The following is a 17,715-nucleotide window of genomic DNA, read 5'->3' as shown; positions in this document are numbered from 1 at the left end:
GGCGGGCTTTTTTGCGTCACTGCACTGTCATGTTTTTGTCATACGGGACCGCTAGGGTGTGCGCATGAATGATCTGGCCAACTCCACAATGACCCAAAATTCTCCTCCCGTGCGCATTGATTTCAATACGCCCGAGTTGCAACGCAAGCGCCGCCTGCGCGCCCTCAAGGACCGTCTGACCCGCTGGTACGTCCTGGTGGGCGGCCTTGCCGTGCTGGCAGCGATCACGCTGATCTTCTTCTACCTGGCCTACGTGGTGCTGCCGCTGTTCCAGGGCGCCGAGTTGACCAGCAAAAAGGCCTTGGAGCCGACCTGGCTGCAGCAGGACGCCGGCAAACCCCTGATGATCGCCCTCGAGGAGCAGAACCTCGTGGGCATGCGTGTTTCCGACAAGGGCCAGGCGCTGTTCTTCGACACCAAGACGGGTAACGAATTGAAGCGCGTCGACCTGCCGCTGCCCGCGGGCGCCCAGGTCAGCTCGATCAGCACCGACCAGCCCGGCAGTCCGCTGGTGGTGCTGGGCCTGTCCAACGGCCAGGCGCTGGTGTTCCACCACACCTACAAGATCACCTATCCGGACAACAAGAAGACCATCGACCCGGGTATCGACTACCCCTATGGTCAGGACCTGTTCACCCTGGATGACCAGGGCCGCGCACTGGAACACGTGAGCGTCAACGTCAGTGGCGACACGTTGCTGCTGGCCGGCTCCACCGGCGCGCACCTGCAGGTGATCGAACTGTCGCGCACCGAGAACATGATGACCGACGAGGTCACCATCGAGCAGAGCCGCATCGAACTGCCGCAGATGACCGAGGTGGTGAAGAATATTTTCATCGACCCGCGCCAGCAGTGGTTGTACGTGGTCAACGGCCGTGCCACCGCCGACGTGTTCAGCCTGCGCGACAAGAGCCTCAATGGCCGCTACAAGCTGCTGGAAGACGGCAACGCCGAAATCACCGCGACCGCCCAGTTGGTCGGCGGCATCTCGCTGATCTTCGGTGACTCCAAGGGCGGCCTGAGCCAGTGGTTCATGGCCCGCGACCCGGATGGCGAGTCGCGCCTCAAGCTGATCCGCAGCTTCCAGTTGGGCAAGGCCCCGGTGGTGCAGATCGACGCCGAAGAGCGCCGCAAGGGCTTCATCGCCCTGGACAGCGAAGGCAAATTGGGCGTGTTCCACAGCACCGCACACCGCACCCTGCTGGTCGAGCCGGTCGCCGAAGGCGCGGGCGTGCTGGCCCTGTCGCCACGCGCCAACCGCATCATCATCGAGCAAGGCGGCAAGCTGCTCCCGCTGAGCCTGCGCAACCCGCACCCGGAGATCTCCTTCAGCGCGCTGTGGGGCAAGGTCTGGTACGAGAACTACGACGAGCCTAAATACGTCTGGCAGTCGACCGCCTCGAACACCGACTTCGAGCCCAAGCTGAGTCTGTCGCCGCTGACCTTCGGCACGCTCAAGGCCGCGTTCTACGCGATGATCCTGGCCGCGCCGCTGGCGATTGCCGCCGCCATCTACACTGCCTACTTCATGGCCCCGGGCATGCGCCGCAAGGTAAAGCCGGTGATCGAGCTGATGGAAGCGATGCCGACGGTGATCCTCGGCTTCTTCGCCGGCCTGTTCCTCGCGCCGTACCTGGAAGGCCACCTGCCGGGCGTGTTCAGCCTGTTCGTGATCATGCCGATCGGCATCCTGCTCGCCGGCTTCAGCTGGAGCCGCCTGCCTGAGTCGATCCGCCTGCGCATCCCTGATGGCTGGGAAGCGGCGATCCTGATCCCGGTGATCCTGGTGATCGGTTGGTTCGCCCTGTACATGAGCCCGTTCCTCGAGAGCTGGTTCTTCAAGGGCGACATGCGCCTGTGGATCAGCAACGACCTGGGCATCACCTACGACCAGCGCAACGCCTTGGTGGTCGGTATCGCCATGGGCTTCGCGGTCATCCCGAACATCTATTCCATCGCCGAAGACGCCGTGTTCAGCGTGCCGCGCAGCCTGACCCTGGGTTCGCTGGCGCTGGGCGCCACGCCGTGGCAGACCCTGACCCGCGTGGTCATCCTCACCGCCAGCCCGGGCATCTTCTCGGCGCTGATGATCGGCATGGGCCGTGCGGTGGGCGAGACCATGATCGTGCTGATGGCCACCGGCAACACGCCGGTGATGGAGATGAACCTGTTCGAGGGCATGCGCACCCTGGCCGCCAACGTGGCCGTGGAAATGCCCGAATCGGAAGTCGGCGGCAGCCACTATCGTGTGCTGTTCCTCGCTGCCCTCGTGCTGCTGCTGTTCACCTTCGTGATGAACACCCTGGCCGAGCTGATTCGCCAGCGCCTGCGCAAGAAATACTCGTCGCTTTGATAGAAAGGTAGAGATCCGTGAAAAAGGATTCCCTCAAAGGCTGGTTCAAGAGCGGCGCCCCCGGCGTCTGGATCAGTGGTGGCGCGGTCGCCATGGCGGTCATCATGACCGTCGGCCTGCTGGCCGTGATCGCCGTGCGCGGCCTGGGCCACTTCTGGCCGGCCGACCTGGTCCAGGCCACCTACAAGGTGCCGGGCCAGGCCGACCACGTGGTCATCGGTGAAGTGGTGCAGAAAGAAGAAGTACCGCGCGAACGCCTCAAGGGCGCCGGCCTGCCGGTGCCCGAGCAGGGCCCGGAGTTCATGACCCGAGAGCTGATCAAGGTCGGTAACCGCGACCTCAACGGCAGTGACTTCACCTGGGTGGTCGGCGAGTGGCTGGTGGACCAGCAAAAGCCTGCCGACCTGATCGCCCTGGAACGCCGTGAGTGGGGCAACTTCTACGGTTACCTGGTCAGCGTCAAGGAAGAGGGGCGCGTGGTCGCCCAGGGCCCCGAGGCCTGGAACGAGCTGCAGGCCCGCCTCCAGCGCGCCAGCGAGCTCAACGACCAGCTGGTGAAGCTGGAGAAGAAGGATATCGGCGCCATCAACCATGGCCTCGAGCGCCTGCGCCTGCACGGCCGCAAGCTGGAACTGGACGGCAAGCTGGACGCCGCCGCCCAGGCCGACATGGACGCTGAACGTGCCGAGCTGAACAACCGTTACAAGGCCATCGAGGAGCGCCTGACCGGCCTGCACCAGGCCTTTGCCCGCGACAGCCTGGTCGCCCGCGACGGCAATGGTCGCGAGGTGGAGATCAACCTGAGCAAGGTGGTCCACGCCATCCAGCCGAACGCCATGTCCGGCCTGACCAAGATGGGGGCCTACTTCGCCAAGGTGTGGGAGTTCCTCAGCGACGACCCGCGTGAGGCCAACACCGAGGGGGGGATCTTCCCGGCCATCTTCGGCACCGTGATGATGACCCTGATCATGGCCGTGATCGTCACCCCGTTCGGCGTGCTGGCCGCGGTCTACCTGCGCGAGTATGCCAAGCAGGGCCCGGTGACCCGGTTGATCCGCATCGCGGTGAACAACCTGGCCGGCGTTCCGGCGATCGTCTATGGCGTGTTCGGCCTGGGCTTCTTCGTCTACGTGCTGGGCGGCTCGATCGACCGGCTGTTCTTCCCAGAGTCGCTGCCGGCGCCGACCCTCGGCACCCCCGGCCTGCTGTGGGCCTCGCTGACCCTGGCGCTGCTGGCGGTACCGGTGGTGATCGTGGCCACCGAGGAAGGCCTGGCGCGAATTCCGCGCACCGTGCGCGAGGGCTCGCTGGCCCTGGGCGCGACCAAGGCCGAGACCCTGTGGAAGATCGTCCTGCCGATGGCCAGCCCGGCCATGATGACCGGCATGATCCTCGCCGTGGCCCGCGCCGCCGGTGAGGTGGCCCCGCTGATGCTGGTGGGTGTGGTGAAGCTGGCGCCGTCGCTGCCGGTGGACGGCAACTATCCGTACCTGCACCTGGACCAGAAGATCATGCACCTGGGCTTCCACATCTACGACGTCGGCTTCCAGAGCCCCAACGTCGAGGCCGCGCGGCCGCTGGTGTACGCCACCGCGCTGTTGCTGGTGCTGGTGATCGCCACCCTCAACCTCTCGGCGGTGTGGATCCGTAACCACCTGCGCGAGAAGTACAAGGCCCTCGACCACTGATCCTGATTGCAAGCGTGCCGCCCGAACAGCGGGCGGCCCTTTGAAACGAATTGATAGCGTATGGAGTTGACCATGCAGCATGAATCCCACGCCCACGGCATCGACATGTCGGCCCTGGGCCGCGACAAGCAGAGCCTGCGCCTGGCCGAAGAGACCGTGGCCATCGAAGTTCCCGGGCTGTCCCTGTTCTACGGCGACAAGCAAGCGCTGTTCGACGTCAGCATGAACATCCCCAAGCAGCGCGTGACAGCCTTCATCGGTCCGTCCGGCTGCGGCAAGTCCACCCTGCTGCGGACGTTCAACCGCATGAACGACCTGGTCGACGGCTGCCGCGTGGAAGGCGCCATCAACCTGTATGGCAGCAACATCTACCGCAAGGGCGAGGACGTGGCCGAGCTGCGCCGTCGCGTGGGCATGGTGTTCCAGAAGCCCAACCCGTTCCCCAAGACCATTTACGAGAACGTGGTCTATGGCTTGCGCATCCAGGGCATCAACAAGAAGCGTGTGCTCGACGAAGCCGTCGAGTGGGCGCTGAAGGGCGCGGCGCTGTGGGATGAGGTCAAGGATCGCCTGCACGACTCGGCCCTGGGCCTGTCCGGTGGTCAGCAGCAGCGTCTGGTGATTGCCCGCACCATCGCCGTGGAGCCTGAAGTGCTGCTGCTCGACGAACCGTGCTCGGCGCTGGACCCGATCTCGACCCTGAAGGTCGAGGAGCTGATCTACGAACTGAAATCCAAGTACACCATCGTCATCGTGACCCACAACATGCAGCAGGCAGCCCGCGTTTCGGACTACACCGCGTTCATGTACATGGGCAAACTGGTCGAATTCGGTGACACCGACACCCTGTTCACCAACCCGGCGAAAAAGCAGACCGAAGACTACATCACCGGTCGCTATGGCTAGGGGGCGACCCGTGGGGGCAGGCTCCCACAATGGATTCTTCTTGCCAGGGAACGATACGAACGACTAGAAGCTTGCAGCTGCTTCGCGGAGCGAAACGATGATCAACAAAGAAAGCCTTACCCACCACATCTCCCAGCAGTTCAACGCCGAACTCGAGGAGGTGCGCAGCCACCTGCTGGCCATGGGCGGCCTGGTCGAGAAACAGGTGAACGACGCCGTCACCGCGCTGATCGAGGCCGACTCGGGCCTGGCCCAGCAAGTGCGCGAGGTCGATGAGCAGATCAACCAGATGGAGCGCAACATCGACGAGGAGTGCGTGCGCATCCTCGCCCGTCGCCAGCCGGCGGCCTCCGACCTGCGCCTGATCATCAGCATCTCCAAGTCGGTGATCGACCTGGAGCGCATCGGCGACGAGTCGACCAAGATCGCCCGCCGCGCCATCCAGCTGTGCGAGGAAGGCGAGTCGCCGCGCGGCTACGTCGAAGTGCGCCACATCGGCGACCAGGTGCGCAACATGGTTCGCGACGCGCTGGACGCCTTCGCCCGTTTCGATGCCGACCTGGCGCTGTCGGTGGCGCAGTACGACAAGACCATCGACCGTGAATACAAGACCGCGCTGCGCGAGCTGGTCACCTACATGATGGAAGACCCACGCTCGATCTCCCGCGTGCTCAGCGTGATCTGGGCCCTGCGTTCGCTGGAGCGCATCGGCGATCACGCGCGCAATATCTCGGAGCTGGTGATCTACCTGGTGCGCGGCACCGACGTGCGCCACATGGGCCTCAAGCGCATGAAGGCCGAGGTGCAGGGCGAAGCGTTCGATGAGGGCGAAATCGCTAATGTTCCGGCTGAACCGGACGATAAATAGGATTGCTCCCGAGCATGAACGCCCGGCAACCGCCGGGCGTTTTCGTTTGCGGTCGAGCACCAGCAGGCACCCGCGAACCGTGTGAGAAGTCCCGGCGTGACCAGTGGTTTGGCAAATGGCCATCAGTCGGCGGTATGCTAGCCGGGATTCAAGAGGAATATCGATGAGTAAAGTGAATGTGCTGGTCGTGGACGATGCCCCGTTCATCCGCGACCTGGTGAGGAAGTGCCTGCGCAATGCCTTCCCCGGCATGGTGATCGAGGACGCGGTCAATGGCCGCAAGGCCATGGCCATGCTGAGCAAGGAACGTTTCGACCTGGTCCTGTGCGACTGGGAGATGCCGGAGATGTCCGGCCTTGAACTGCTGACCTGGTGCCGCCAGCAGGAAGAGATGAAGACCATGCAGTTCATCATGGTGACCAGCCGTGGTGACAAGGAAAACGTGATCCAGGCAATCCAGGCCGGTGTGTCCGATTTCGTCGGCAAGCCGTTCACCAACGAGCAGCTGCTGACCAAGGTGAAGAAGTCGCTGACCAAGATCGGCAAGCTCGACAGCCTGATGTCCAGCGCGCCGGCGCGAGTCAACTCGGCGTTCGCCAACGACTCGCTCAGCGCCCTGACCGGCGGTCGTCCAGACGCGGCCAAGGTAACCGCACCCGCCGCCGCGCCTGTGGCCGCGGCGGCCAAGCCTCTGATCAACGCCCCCACGCCGAAGACCGCCGCTGCGGCGGCCCAGGCTGGTCGTGGCCAAGGCCAACTGCGGCTGTCCAGCGGAACCCAGCCGTGCATGATCAAGGCCCTGAGCCTCAAGGAAGCCCTGCTGGTGGTGCGTCGCGGCACCAACCTGCCACAGGTGCTCGAAGGCGCGGTGCTGGACCTGGAGCAAGGCGAGAATGCCGAAACGGCGCGGCTAAATGGCTACCTGCACGCTATTGCGGCGCTGGAGCCCAAGCCTGAGAGCGACTGGCTGCAACTGACCTTCAAGTTCGTCGACCAGGATGCGCAGAAGCTCGACTACCTGTCGCGACTGATTGCCCGCGGCACGGCGCAGAAGCACTTCACGCCCGGGGCTTGATGGCCGCTTGAGCACCGCGACAGGTCGGAGCGGATTTTGTGGGAGCGGGCTTACCCCGCGATAGCGATGGTATGGCCACCGTCGTCATCGCGGGGCAAGCCCGCTCCCACGTTACCCATCCGGCACTTCGCCCGACCAACTGTCATATCCCTCTCAAATTCGGCTGCTAGGCTTCGACAGAACACAACTGTCAAAAAGCCACTATCATGCCGCCCGCCCGCCTCCTGCTGTTCTGTGCCTTGCTTACGGCCTCGGCGTCGAGCTTGGCCATGACCGTCTACAAGACCACCGACACCTTCGGCGTGGTCTCCTATTCCGATCGCCCGAGCCCTGGGGCCAAGGCCTTCGTGTTTCGTGAGCCCATGGTCGAGCGCCTGGATGGCCAGGTTCGCCTGAAAACCGAGCCCTTTGCCGGTGGCGTGCGCTTTGTCGCTCGCAATGAACTGTTCGTACCCATGGAGGTGGAGCTGCGTGTGGAGCGCCTGGCCAATGCCCAGGGCGGTAATGCCCCGCGTATCGTCCGGCGCCTGGTGCCGCCGCGCTCGACCCAGGTGCTCAGTGTGGTCCAGGCCCGTCAGGGGGGCAGCCTCAGGTACGACACCCAGTTTCGCTATGCCATGGGCGATCCAGGGCAGCGCCCGCAGGGCTATCGCTATCCCTTTCCCTGGAAGGGCGGACCGTTTCGCCTGAGCCAGGGCCCCAATGGCCGGTTCAGCCATTTCGGGCCCAAGGGCCGCTACGCCATGGACATCGCCATGCCCGAGGGCACACCGATTATCGCGGCGCGGGGTGGGGTGGTGGTGAAGATCGAGAACAACCAGAGCGGGCGGGGCAACAACCCGGCGGGCAATTTCGTCAGGATCCTGCACCCTGACGGCACCATGGGCGTGTACCTGCACCTGATGCGTGGTTCGGTGGTGGTGGGCGAGGGGCAGCGGGTGGCCCAGGGACAGGCGCTTGCCAAATCGGGCAACACCGGCAACAGCAGCGGGCCGCACCTGCATTTCGTGGTGCAGCGCAATGTGGGATTGGCGCTGGAGTCGATACCGTACCAGTTCGACCGACCGATTAACGGGTTGCCGGATTTCACTGCCGGCAACCCTTGAGGCTTTTGGGGCCGCAAAGCGGCCCCAAAGGATCAATCGAGCTTGAGCACCTTGGCCAGCACGATCTTCGGACCTTTCATCTTCTTGATGATGATGCGCAGGCCTTCGACCTCGAGTACTTCCTCTTCCTCGGGCACGCGCTTGAGGGTCTCGTAGACCAGGCCGGCAAGGGTTTCCGCTTCGATATGGTCCAGGTCGACACCCAGCAGGCGCTCGACCTTGAACAGCGGCGTATCACCGCGCACCAGCAGCTTGCCGGGTTGGTAGGCGAGGATGCCGCGCTCGGTCTTGCGGTGTTCGTCCTGGATATCGCCGACCAGTACTTCCAGCACGTCTTCCATGGTCAGGTAGCCGATCACCTTGCCATCGGCTTCCTCCACCAGCACGAAGTGCGCGCCGCCCTTGCGGAACTGCTCCAGCAACTGGGACAGCGGCATGTGCCGCGACACGCGCTCCAGCGGGCGGGCGAGGTCTTCAAGGTCGATGGTCTCGGGCAGGTGGTCCAGCTCGGCCAGCTCCAGCAGCAGGTCCTTGATGTGCAGCAGACCGGTGAATTCCTCGCGCTCGGCGTCATACAACGGGTAGCGGCTGAACTTGTGGCGGCGCAGCAGGGCGAGGATTTCCTTCAGCGGCGCATGGGCGTCGATGCTGACCATGTCCTCGCGGGAGTTGGCCCAGTCGACCACTTCCAGCTCGCCCATCTCCACGGCCGAGGCCAGTACGCGCATGCCCTGGTCGCTCGGATCCTGGCCGCGGCTGGAGTGCAGGATCAGCTTGAGCTCCTCGCGGCTGTAGTGGTGCTCGTGGTGCGGCCCGGGCTCGCCTTGGCCTGCGATGCGCAGGATGGTATTGGCGCTGGCGTTGAGCAGGTAGATGGCCGGGTACATCGCCCAGTAGAACAGGTACAGCGGCACGGCCGTCCACAGCGACAGCAGCTCGGGCTTGCGGATCGCCCAGGACTTGGGCGCCAGCTCGCCGACGACGATGTGCAGGTAGGAGATCACGAAGAAGGCGACGAAGAACGAGATCGCCTTGATCAGCTCCGGGCTGTCCACGCCCACGGCAGCCAGCAGCGGCTCGAGCAGGTGGGCGAAGGCCGGCTCGCCGACCCAGCCCAGGCCCAGGGAGGCGAGGGTGATGCCCAGCTGGCAGGCCGACAGGTAGGCGTCGAGCTGGTTGTGCACCTTGCGCAGGATGCTGCCACGCCAGCCGTGCAGCTCGGCGATGGCTTCGACTCGGGTGGAGCGCAGCTTGACCATGGCGAACTCGGCGGCAACGAAGAAGCCGTTGAGCAGCACCAGGAACAAGGCGAAGAGAATCATGCCGAAATCGGCGAACAACGAGGTGAGGCTGATACCAGGGGAAGGGTCCATGATGGAGTTTTTACGGGGTCCGTCTTTGCAATGGAGAGAAAAAAAGTGCCAGCGATGGCTGGCACGGGGGATCCAATGTAGCGGCTGGAGCCGTAAAAGCAAAGGGCTGCAAAGCAGCCCCGGTACTGTCAGGCCTTGTTTGCGACCAATTGCGCCGGCGCAAAGTGGCAGGTAAAGGTGCTGCCGTGCCCCGGCACGCTGCTGATTTCCAGCCGCCCGCGATGGCGCATCAGCACATGCTTGACGATCGCCAGCCCCAACCCGGTGCCGCCGGTGTTCGACGCTCGGCTGGAGTCGACCCGGTAGAAGCGCTCGGTCAGGCGTGGCAGATGCTTGGCCTCGATCCCCACCCCCGAGTCCTGCACGCTCAGGTGCGCGCCCTGTTCGTCGGCCCACCAGCGGATGCGGATATTGCCTTCGTCCTGGGTGTACTTGACCGCGTTGAACACCAGGTTGGAGAACGCGCTGCGCAGCTCCGACTCACTGCCCTTTAGACGAATGCCAGGCGTCGCCTCCAGGCTGATGCGCTGATTGCGCGGGCCGGACAGGGCCTGGGCATCGTTCTTGATGGCGCCGAGCAGGGTGTCGACCAACACGGGCTGGTTGTCGGAGGGGTAGTCGGTGGCCTCGAGCTTGGCCAGCAGCAGCAGGTCGTTGAGCAGGGTCTGCATGCGCGAGCCTTGCGCGCTCATCTGCTGCAGGGCGCGGTTCCAGCGCGGGTTCACGTCCTCGACGTTGTCCAGCAGCGTCTCCAGGTAACCGGTGATCACCGTCAGCGGCGTGCGCAGCTCGTGGGAAACGTTGGCGACGAAGTCCTTGCGCATCTGTTCCAGCTGGTGGATACGGGTCACGTCGCGCACCAGCATCAGGTGTTCGTTGTTGCCGTAGCGGGTCAGGTGCAGTTGTACGCGCAGCCGGTCGTTGATTGGCGACGGAATCTCCAGTGGCTCGGCGTAGTTGTCCGACTCGAAGTACTCCTTGAAGCGCGGGTGGCGCACCAGGTTGGTCACCGGCTGGCCGCCGTCCTGCGGCGTCTTGAAGCCCAGCAGGGTCTCGGCGGCGCGGTTCCACCACTCCAGGTTGCCTTCGCTGTCGAGCATGATCACCGCGTCGCGCAGGGCGGCGGTGGACTCCTGGACCCGGTCGATCACCGCCTGCAGGCGGCCGCGCACGCGCTGGTCGCGGCGCTGCAGATGGTAGATGCTGTCGAACACCTCGCCCCACAGGCCGTAGCCGTCGGGTGGCGCCTCGTCGGGCTGGTGGTTGCGCAGCCAGTCGTGCAGACGCAGCAGTTGCTTCAACGTCCAGCCCAAATACAGGGCCAGGCCGATGGCCAGGCTCCAGCCATAGTAGCCGCTGACCAGCCCGCCGATCAGGCAGACGGTGATCAGCAGGAGCATGTGGCGAATCAGGGTCGCGTGCCAGTTCTGGTTCAATTGACAGTCCTTGTACAGCGGGCGCCGGGGCTTCGATCAGCTCTTGGTCGAGAAGCGATAGCCGGTGCCGCGGACGGTTTGTACCAGATTTTCATAGGCTTCACCCAGCGCCTTGCGCAGGCGACGGATGTGCACGTCGACGGTGCGTTCCTCGACGTAGACGTTACCGCCCCAGACCTGGTCGAGCAGCTGGCCACGGGTGTAGGCGCGCTCCTGGTGGGTCATGAAGAACTGCAGCAGGCGGTATTCGGTGGGACCCATCTCGGCCGGCTTGCCGTCGATGGTCACGCGGTGGCTGATCGGGTCGAGCAGCAGGCCACCGACTTCGATTGGCGCCTCGCTGTCGCTCGGGCCGGTGCGGCGCAGCACGGCCTTCAGGCGCGCCACCAGCTCGCGGGGCGAGAACGGCTTGGTGATGTAGTCATCGGCGCCGACCTCCAGGCCCTGGATCTTGTTGTCCTCCTCACCCTTGGCGGTGAGCATGATGATCGGGATGTCGCCGGTCAGCTCGTCGCGCTTGAGGCGGCGGGCCAGCTCGATGCCCGAGGTGCCCGGCAGCATCCAGTCGAGCAGGATCAGGTCCGGCTTGCGGTCGACGATGATGGCGTGGGCCTGTTGCGAGTTCTCGGCCTCGAGGCAGTCATAGCCGGCCATTTCCAATGCAACGGCGATCATCTCGCGGATAGGCGCTTCGTCGTCGACGATCAGAATGTTTCTGCCAACCATGCTCAATTACCTCTCCCAGGAACGGTGTCTTGGCCCGCATTAGATAACGGAATTATTGCAGCTGTGTGACAGGGTGTTGGCCGTTCTGGCGACATTGCGTGACTGGACTAGGCTTCAGGGGGCCGCGAAGGCGGTGTGGACATTCAATCCAACCCCGAAACAATGGTGATTCCAATGACACGACATACGCTGAGCTGGATGGCCCTTTGCGCTGCGCTGGCAGTGCCGGGGGTGGCGTCGGCTCATCACGCCATGGAAAAGGACGGCATGTGGGTCGATCATGACGGCATGACGCTGTACACCTTCGACAAGGATGTTGGCGGCAAGTCCATGTGCAACGGCGAGTGCGCCAAGAACTGGCCGCCGTTGATGGTGAAGAAGGACGATGAGGCGCCGAAGGACAAGTGGACCCACGTCACCCGAGATGATGGCTCGATGCAGTGGGCCTATGACGGCAAGCCGCTGTACACCTTCGTCAAGGACAAGAAGGCCGGGGAGACCACCGGCGATGGCATGAAGGACGTCTGGCATATCGCCAAGCCGTGAGATTGCCAGGGTCGCTTTGCGACCCTTTCGCGGCACAGGGCCGCTCCTATAGGTAAGTGGGCCCCCTGTAGGAGCGGTCTTGTGTCGCGAAGGGCTGCAAAGCAGCCCCAAAGGCTTTCAGCGTAACGCGTAATCCAGCACCACCCCGCCAAAGATCAGCATCCCCGCCCAATGGTTGTGCAGAAACGCCTTAAAGCACGACTCCCGATCCAGCTTGCGCGTCGACCAGAACTCCCAGGCAAAGCACACCGCCGCCGCCAGCAGCCCCAAGTGGAACCAGCCGCCCAGCTCGAAGCGGTTGCCCGCCAGCAGCAGGCAGCCCAGCGACAACAACTGCAACGTCAGGATGATCACCCGGTCGGCCTCGCCGAACAGGATGGCGGTGGATTTCACGCCGATCTTCAGGTCGTCGTCGCGGTCGACCATGGCGTAGTAGGTGTCGTAGCCCACTGTCCACAGCAGGTTGGCGATGTACAGCAGCCAGGCACTGGCCGGCAGCTCGCCGCCCGCAGCGGTGAAGGCCATCGGGATGCCCCAAGAGTACGCCGCGCCCAGCACCACCTGCGGGTAGTAGGTATAGCGCTTCATGAACGGGTAGCAGAACGCCAGGGCGACAGCGCCGAACGACAGCCACACCGTGGTGGCGTTGGTGCACAGCACCAGCAGGAAGCTCAGCCCCACCAGCAGGGCGAACAGCACCAGCGCTTCGCGGGGTTTCACCCGGCCGCTGGCCAGCGGGCGGTCGGCGGTGCGCTTGACGTGGCCGTCCACCTTGCGGTCGGCAAAATCGTTGATGCAGCAGCCTGCGGCGCGCATCAGTACCACGCCGAGGCCGAAGATCAGCACGTTGGCCAGGGTCGGCGAGCCGTTGCCGGCGATCCACACCGCCGACAGCGTCGGCCACAGCAGCAGGTAGATGCCGATCGGGCGGTCCATGCGGCTCAGCTGGATGAAGTCCCAGGCTCGTGGGTGCACGCGGTTGAGCGATTTGAGCAGTTGCAGGTACATCAGCGGTTCTCCTCCTTGGCCGCATGCCACAGGGCGGGCAGGAACACCTCGGCCACCAGCAGGTCGAGGCCGTCCCGCTCGAAGCGCGAGCGGCGTCCCCACAACCCGGCGCTGGCGACCTCCACGGGCAGCCAGCTCTGTGGATAACTGCACACTTCGATCGGATGGCGGACGAACGCCTGGTCGCAGAACAGCAGTTCGCCCAGCGAGCGGCTGCCCAGGGTCTCCAGGTCCAGCCCACCGCGTTCCAGCGCCGTGCGGCTGGCCACGCTGCGGGCAAACACCCACGGCTGGCCATGGCCGCGCAGGTAGACCTCGCGGACCCAGCCCTGCGCGCCGAGGGCAAGGCCCAAGGCGGCGCATTCGTCGTCGCGCAGGGGCTGCCAGCCCTCGAACAGGGGGGTGACGCTGAAGTGGTCGTGTGAGAGACGGGTGAGGCGACGGGTCAGGGAGCCTTCGTCGAACAGCCAGCCCAGGGTCGGCTGGTCGAGGGGGGGCGCCAGCTGCGGATACGCCAGCCACGCGACCGCGGCTGCTTGCGGGGTTTCGTACGGCACGTCGGTATGCTTGATACAGGCCAGAGAGGCGGCGAGCTTAGCATGTTTGCCATCGTGGCTTGCATACTGCCAGCAGGGCCAGTACAAAAGCCGACCAGAGATTGCACGGTGGTCTCCTTGCGGGCTTGCCCCGCGCCGATGCCATCAATTGCAACGCACCCTGTAGCCTGACCGAGGAACAGCAGTAAATGAAGAAGTGGCAATGTATTGTCTGTGGCCTGATCTACGACGAGGCCCAAGGCTGGCCGGACGACGGCATCGCCCCTGGCACCCGCTGGGAGGACGTACCGGAAGACTGGCTGTGCCCCGACTGCGGCGTCGGCAAGAGTGATTTCGAAATGATCGCCATCGGCTGATCGCAACCCTGGCTTGAAAAAGGAACGCACGACATGACGTCCCCCGTGGTGATCATTGGTACCGGCCTTGCCGGCTACAACCTGGCGCGAGAGTTTCGCAAGCTCGACGGCGACACGCCGCTGTTGCTGATCACCGCCGACGACGGTCGCTCCTACTCCAAGCCCATGCTGTCCACCGGCTTCGCCAAGCAGAAGGACGCCGACGGCCTGTGCATGGCCGAACCGGGTGCCATGGCCGAGCAGCTCAAGGCCGAGATTCGCACCCACACCCGCATCAGCGGCATCGACCCAGGCCACAAGCGCCTGTGGATCGGCGAGGAGGCGGTGGAATACCGCGATCTGGTGCTGGCCTGGGGCGCGCAGACCGTGCAGGTACCGGTCGAAGGCGATGCGGGCGAGCTGATCTTCCCGATCAACGACTTGGAAGACTACGCACGCTTTCGCGCCGCCGCCGCGGGCAAGCAGCGGGTGCTGATCCTCGGGGCCGGCCTGATCGGTTGCGAATTCGCCAACGACCTCAGCCTCGGCGGCCTGCAGTGCCAGGTCGTCGCCCCCTGTGAGCAGGTGATGCCGACCCTGCTGCATCCGGCTGCCGCCGCAGCCGTGCAGGCGGGGCTGGAAGGGCTGGGCGTGCGCTTCCATCTCGGTCCGGTGCTGACCCGGCTGCAACGCGCAGGCGAGGCGCTCGATGCGCACCTGTCCGATGGCAGCGTGATTCCCTGCGACCTGGTGGTATCGGCCATCGGCCTGCGCCCGCGCACCGACCTGGCGGCAGCGGCGGGGTTGCAGGTCAACCGTGGGGTGGTGGTGGACCGCCAGCTGCGCACCTCCCACGCCAATATCTTCGCCTTGGGCGACTGCGCCGAGGTCGACGGGATCAACCTGCTGTACGTCATGCCGCTGATGACCTGCGCCCGTGCCCTGGCCCAGACCCTGGCCGGCAACCCGACCGCGGTGGCCTACGGCCCGATGCCGGTTACCGTGAAGACCCCGGCCTGTCCGCTGGTGGTATCCCCGGTGCCGCCCGGCCACGAGGGCAGCTGGGTGGTCGAGGGCAGCGGCGCCGACCTGAAAGTGCTCTGCCACGGCGCCGATGGCCAGCTGCTGGGTTATGCCCTGACCGGCGGCGCGGTCATGGAGAAACTGGCGCTGAATCGCCAGTTGCCGCCCTTGATGGCGTAAATGGCGGGCGTTCTGTCGGAATTATCCTGTTCTTGCCGCGACAATGGCCGCCCAGATACTGGCGCGGCCCCGGTGGGCGTGCCATCCTCACTGGCGTCTGCCGCAGCCTAGAGCCTGCGGTGCCTTGAACGCTGCTCCCTCCGGCAGCACGGCATAACAACAAGAAATCCCGTCAAAGAGGCTTCACTATGCGTAAACCAGAACTCGCCGCCGTCATCGCCGAAAAGGCCGATCTGACCAAGGAAAAGGCCAACCAGGTCCTGAACGCGATTCTCGACAGCATCACCGGCGCGCTCGACAAGGACACCGTCACCCTGGTCGGTTTCGGCACCTTCGAAAAACGCCACCGTGGCGCCCGCACCGGCAAGAACCCGCAGACCGGCGAGCCGGTCAAGATCAAGGCCAGCAACACTGTCGCCTTCAAACCTGGCAAGGGCCTGCGTGACAGCGTCAACGTACCTGCCAAGCCTGCCAAGAAAAAGTGACCGGACAGCTTCACCCGACGGGCGCCTGGAGGCGCCCGTTGCGTTTCTGGTAAGCAAATGCGGCGAACTTGCATAAACAGGGCGAGAAACGGATAAACTGCGCTACTCAGTCACTTTTCATTCGAGGCGTGTTGATGAAGTTTCGCTTTCTTCTCTGGGCCATGGGCTTGCTGATGGCCAAGGCCAGCCGCAACAACCCGGCGTTCCAGCAGCAGCTGCAGGACAAGGACCTGGTCTTCCAGATGCAGACGCTCGACGGCAAGGTTGCCCGGCACTTCATCGTCAAGGACCTGCGCATCAGCAGCAAGGGCGGCCTGCACCCGCAGCCGGCCTTCGCCATCGCGTTCAAGGACGCCGCTTATGGCTTTGCCACGCTGCAAGCCGGTAACAAGCAGCTGGCGTTCATGCAGGGGATCCAGGAGAAGAACATCCAGATCAAGGGCAATCCGGCGCTGGTGATCTGGTTCCAGGGCTTGATGAAGTACCTGAAGCCGAAGAAGACGGCCTGAAATCGCCGGACCTGCATTGGCAGCCAGTTCCCATGATGCGCAGGCTTGCACCATCCCTGTGGGAACCGGCCTGCCGGCGAAAGGGGCGCAGGGCGCCCCACCTCTCAGTGCGGCGTGTGGAACTGCGACGCCAGCTCGCGCAGCAGGGCCTCGGCCTCCAGCACCTTGTTCACCACCTCTTCAGCCTTCTCCCGACTCAGCCCCAGGCGCTCGAGCAGGGCATCCGGGATCTCGTCCTTGGGCCCTGAACCGATCCCCCGGGCGCGCAGCAGGCGCGTCGCCAGGCACACCAGATTGGGGAATGCCGCATAATCGCCGTCGTACGCTGGATCGTGCTGGAAACGCAGGGCTGTGGACAGCTCATCGGGCATGTCCCACAGCTTCATCAGCCAGGCCCCGATCTGTTCACGGCTGATCCCCAGCAGGTGCTGTTCCACATAGCTGTGGCACAAGTGCGGGTTGACCTCCAGGTGACGGCAGATCAGCGAGAAATGCGGTGGGAAGACGTGGGCCAGCAGCAGGTAGCCAAAGTTGTGCAGCAGGCCGGCCAGGTAGGTCAGGCCCGCTTCCGGGCGCTCGGCACGTGGCATGGCGCGCGTCAGGCCCTCGATCACCGCGGCGGTGTAGATCGACTGCTGCCAGTATGGCGTGGCCTGCTGCGGGTGGTCCTTGGGTAGGCTCAGGGTCTTGCCCAACGCCAGGCCCAGGGCCAGGTTGATCACCAGGTCGAAGCCCAGCACGCGGACGATGGCGTCTTCCACCGAGCGAATCTTGCCGGGTGAGGCGTAGTACGGGGAGGCAGCCCAGCTGACCACCTGCGCGGCCAGGGCCGGATCGGTTTCCACCACGCCGGTGATGTCGTCGATGCTGGCATTGGGGTCGACGCGCAGCTTGATGATCTTTTGCGCGGTGTCGGCCAGCGGCGGAATCTCGATGGTCTGTTCCAGGCGTTGCTGGATGCGACGGGCGGTGAAGGCCTGGACGGCGCGGATGACTTCCTTGGGAGGGCCGTCCAACTGGTCGAAACTGAGGCGAATCTCGCTGATCTGCTGGCCGAACGTGCTGGCGCTGGCCTTGAACAGCATCTTCTTGAAGGCGGTTCTGCCGATTTCCAGGAGCAGGCCGGTTTCGCCGGACTGGATCAGCAGCGTCTCGTTGTCGAGCAGGCTCTTCTCGTACTGGCATGGCGAGCTGGTCAGGGCGGGAATCGCCGGCAGCGCCTTGAGGTGATGCTTGTCGAGCATCTGCTTCAGGCGCTCCAGCGGCACGGCCTTGAGCTTGCGCCCGGTCAGTTCCTCGAGGCGCTTGAGGTCCAGCAACTGGCTTTGCGGGAACAGCACCATCAAGGCACCGATCTCGTCATCGAGCAGCACGGCCTGCACCCGCGAGGCGGCCGGCAGCCCCGGGTGCTCGGGCACCTCGCGGAAGCTGACGCCGAGCTTGTCGAGCAACAGCCGGATGACAGACGGTGCGTGTAGGGTTGCGGTATCCAGGGCAACTTCAGTCATGGCCTGTATCCAATCATTCTTTAAACGCGAAGT

17 protein-coding genes are annotated in these 17,715 nt (G+C 64.5%); 11 read left to right on the top strand and 6 right to left on the bottom strand.

The window, feature by feature from the left end; all coding sequences use genetic code 11:
* Positions 1-64 precede the first annotated feature (64 nt).
* The 6 genes from K5H97_RS28765 (at position 65) to K5H97_RS28740 (ending at position 7,996) form a co-directional block, all read left to right on the top strand.
* Complete coding sequence (locus K5H97_RS28765) at positions 65-2,353, top strand: ABC transporter permease subunit (protein ID WP_028689972.1); 2,289 nt, start codon at positions 65-67, stop codon at positions 2,351-2,353.
* Positions 2,354-2,370: 17 nt separating this feature from the next.
* Positions 2,371-4,041: a phosphate ABC transporter permease PstA gene (gene pstA / locus K5H97_RS28760; RefSeq protein ID WP_028689971.1), complete on the top strand. Its 1,671-nt coding sequence runs from the start codon at positions 2,371-2,373 to the stop codon at positions 4,039-4,041.
* 72 nt (positions 4,042-4,113) lie between these two features.
* Complete coding sequence (gene pstB, locus K5H97_RS28755) at positions 4,114-4,947, top strand: phosphate ABC transporter ATP-binding protein PstB (RefSeq protein WP_028689970.1); 834 nt, start codon at positions 4,114-4,116, stop codon at positions 4,945-4,947.
* Between the two features lie 97 nt (positions 4,948-5,044).
* A complete protein-coding gene (gene phoU / locus K5H97_RS28750; protein WP_023630537.1) occupies positions 5,045-5,815 on the top strand; it encodes a phosphate signaling complex protein PhoU in 771 nt (256 codons plus the stop codon).
* Positions 5,816-5,978: 163 nt separating this feature from the next.
* On the top strand, positions 5,979-6,890 hold the full coding sequence (locus K5H97_RS28745; RefSeq protein WP_028689969.1) for a response regulator: 912 nt from the start codon (positions 5,979-5,981) through the stop codon (positions 6,888-6,890).
* A 206-nt stretch (positions 6,891-7,096) separates the two neighbouring features.
* A complete protein-coding gene (locus K5H97_RS28740; protein ID WP_028689968.1) occupies positions 7,097-7,996 on the top strand; it encodes a peptidoglycan DD-metalloendopeptidase family protein in 900 nt (299 codons plus the stop codon).
* Between the two features lie 32 nt (positions 7,997-8,028).
* Here the strand turns inward: K5H97_RS28740 and K5H97_RS28735 are convergent, their stop codons facing one another.
* From K5H97_RS28735 to phoB, 3 genes are all read right to left on the bottom strand, one after another.
* A complete protein-coding gene (locus K5H97_RS28735; protein ID WP_028689967.1) occupies positions 8,029-9,369 on the bottom strand; it encodes a hemolysin family protein in 1,341 nt (446 codons plus the stop codon).
* A gap of 128 nt (positions 9,370-9,497) precedes the next feature.
* Positions 9,498-10,769 (bottom strand): phosphate regulon sensor histidine kinase PhoR, encoded by a 1,272-nt coding sequence (gene phoR / locus K5H97_RS28730; RefSeq protein WP_232108952.1) that lies wholly within the window; start codon positions 10,767-10,769, stop codon positions 9,498-9,500.
* Positions 10,770-10,841: 72 nt separating this feature from the next.
* Positions 10,842-11,531 (bottom strand): phosphate regulon transcriptional regulator PhoB, encoded by a 690-nt coding sequence (gene phoB, locus K5H97_RS28725; protein WP_003253341.1) that lies wholly within the window; start codon positions 11,529-11,531, stop codon positions 10,842-10,844.
* A gap of 174 nt (positions 11,532-11,705) precedes the next feature.
* Here phoB and K5H97_RS28720 point away from each other — a divergent pair, with 174 nt between their 5' ends.
* Positions 11,706-12,077, top strand: coding sequence for a COG4315 family predicted lipoprotein (locus tag K5H97_RS28720; RefSeq protein WP_028689965.1), 372 nt, complete (start codon positions 11,706-11,708; stop codon positions 12,075-12,077).
* A gap of 117 nt (positions 12,078-12,194) precedes the next feature.
* On the opposite strand, the gene ubiA is transcribed toward K5H97_RS28720, so the two are convergent.
* Together ubiA and K5H97_RS28710 are read right to left on the bottom strand one after the other, a co-directional pair.
* On the bottom strand, positions 12,195-13,085 hold the full coding sequence (ubiA, locus tag K5H97_RS28715) for a 4-hydroxybenzoate octaprenyltransferase (protein ID WP_028689964.1): 891 nt from the start codon (positions 13,083-13,085) through the stop codon (positions 12,195-12,197).
* Positions 13,085-13,642 carry a chorismate--pyruvate lyase family protein gene (locus K5H97_RS28710; RefSeq protein WP_028689963.1) on the bottom strand — a complete coding sequence of 186 codons (558 nt, stop codon included), beginning with the start codon at positions 13,640-13,642 and terminating at the stop codon, positions 13,085-13,087. Before K5H97_RS28710 ends, ubiA begins: the two co-directional genes overlap by 1 nt.
* Positions 13,643-13,830: 188 nt before the next feature.
* Here K5H97_RS28710 and K5H97_RS28705 point away from each other — a divergent pair, with 188 nt between their 5' ends.
* From K5H97_RS28705 to K5H97_RS28690, 4 genes are all read left to right on the top strand, one after another.
* Positions 13,831-13,998 carry a rubredoxin gene (locus K5H97_RS28705; protein WP_028689962.1) on the top strand — a complete coding sequence of 56 codons (168 nt, stop codon included), beginning with the start codon at positions 13,831-13,833 and terminating at the stop codon, positions 13,996-13,998.
* Positions 13,999-14,031: 33 nt separating this feature from the next.
* Positions 14,032-15,180, top strand: coding sequence for an NAD(P)/FAD-dependent oxidoreductase (locus tag K5H97_RS28700; protein WP_028689961.1), 1,149 nt, complete (start codon positions 14,032-14,034; stop codon positions 15,178-15,180).
* A gap of 188 nt (positions 15,181-15,368) precedes the next feature.
* Positions 15,369-15,665 (top strand): HU family DNA-binding protein, encoded by a 297-nt coding sequence (locus K5H97_RS28695; RefSeq protein ID WP_028689960.1) that lies wholly within the window; start codon positions 15,369-15,371, stop codon positions 15,663-15,665.
* Between the two features lie 134 nt (positions 15,666-15,799).
* The gene (locus K5H97_RS28690) at positions 15,800-16,174 is read left to right on the top strand and encodes a hypothetical protein (protein WP_028689959.1); all 375 of its coding nucleotides are present in this window, start codon (positions 15,800-15,802) and stop codon (positions 16,172-16,174) included.
* A 104-nt stretch (positions 16,175-16,278) separates the two neighbouring features.
* On the opposite strand, the gene K5H97_RS28685 is transcribed toward K5H97_RS28690, so the two are convergent.
* Positions 16,279-17,682: an aminoacyl-tRNA deacylase and HDOD domain-containing protein gene (locus tag K5H97_RS28685; protein WP_028689958.1), complete on the bottom strand. Its 1,404-nt coding sequence runs from the start codon at positions 17,680-17,682 to the stop codon at positions 16,279-16,281.
* Positions 17,683-17,715: the final 33 nt, after the last annotated feature.

Origin of the sequence: Pseudomonas mosselii, assembly GCF_019823065.1 — a bacterium.
Lineage (GTDB): Bacteria > Pseudomonadota > Gammaproteobacteria > Pseudomonadales > Pseudomonadaceae > Aquipseudomonas > Aquipseudomonas mosselii.
The sequence above is the reverse complement of the archived record's forward strand: the minus strand, read 5'-3'. Positions and strand labels throughout refer to the sequence as shown.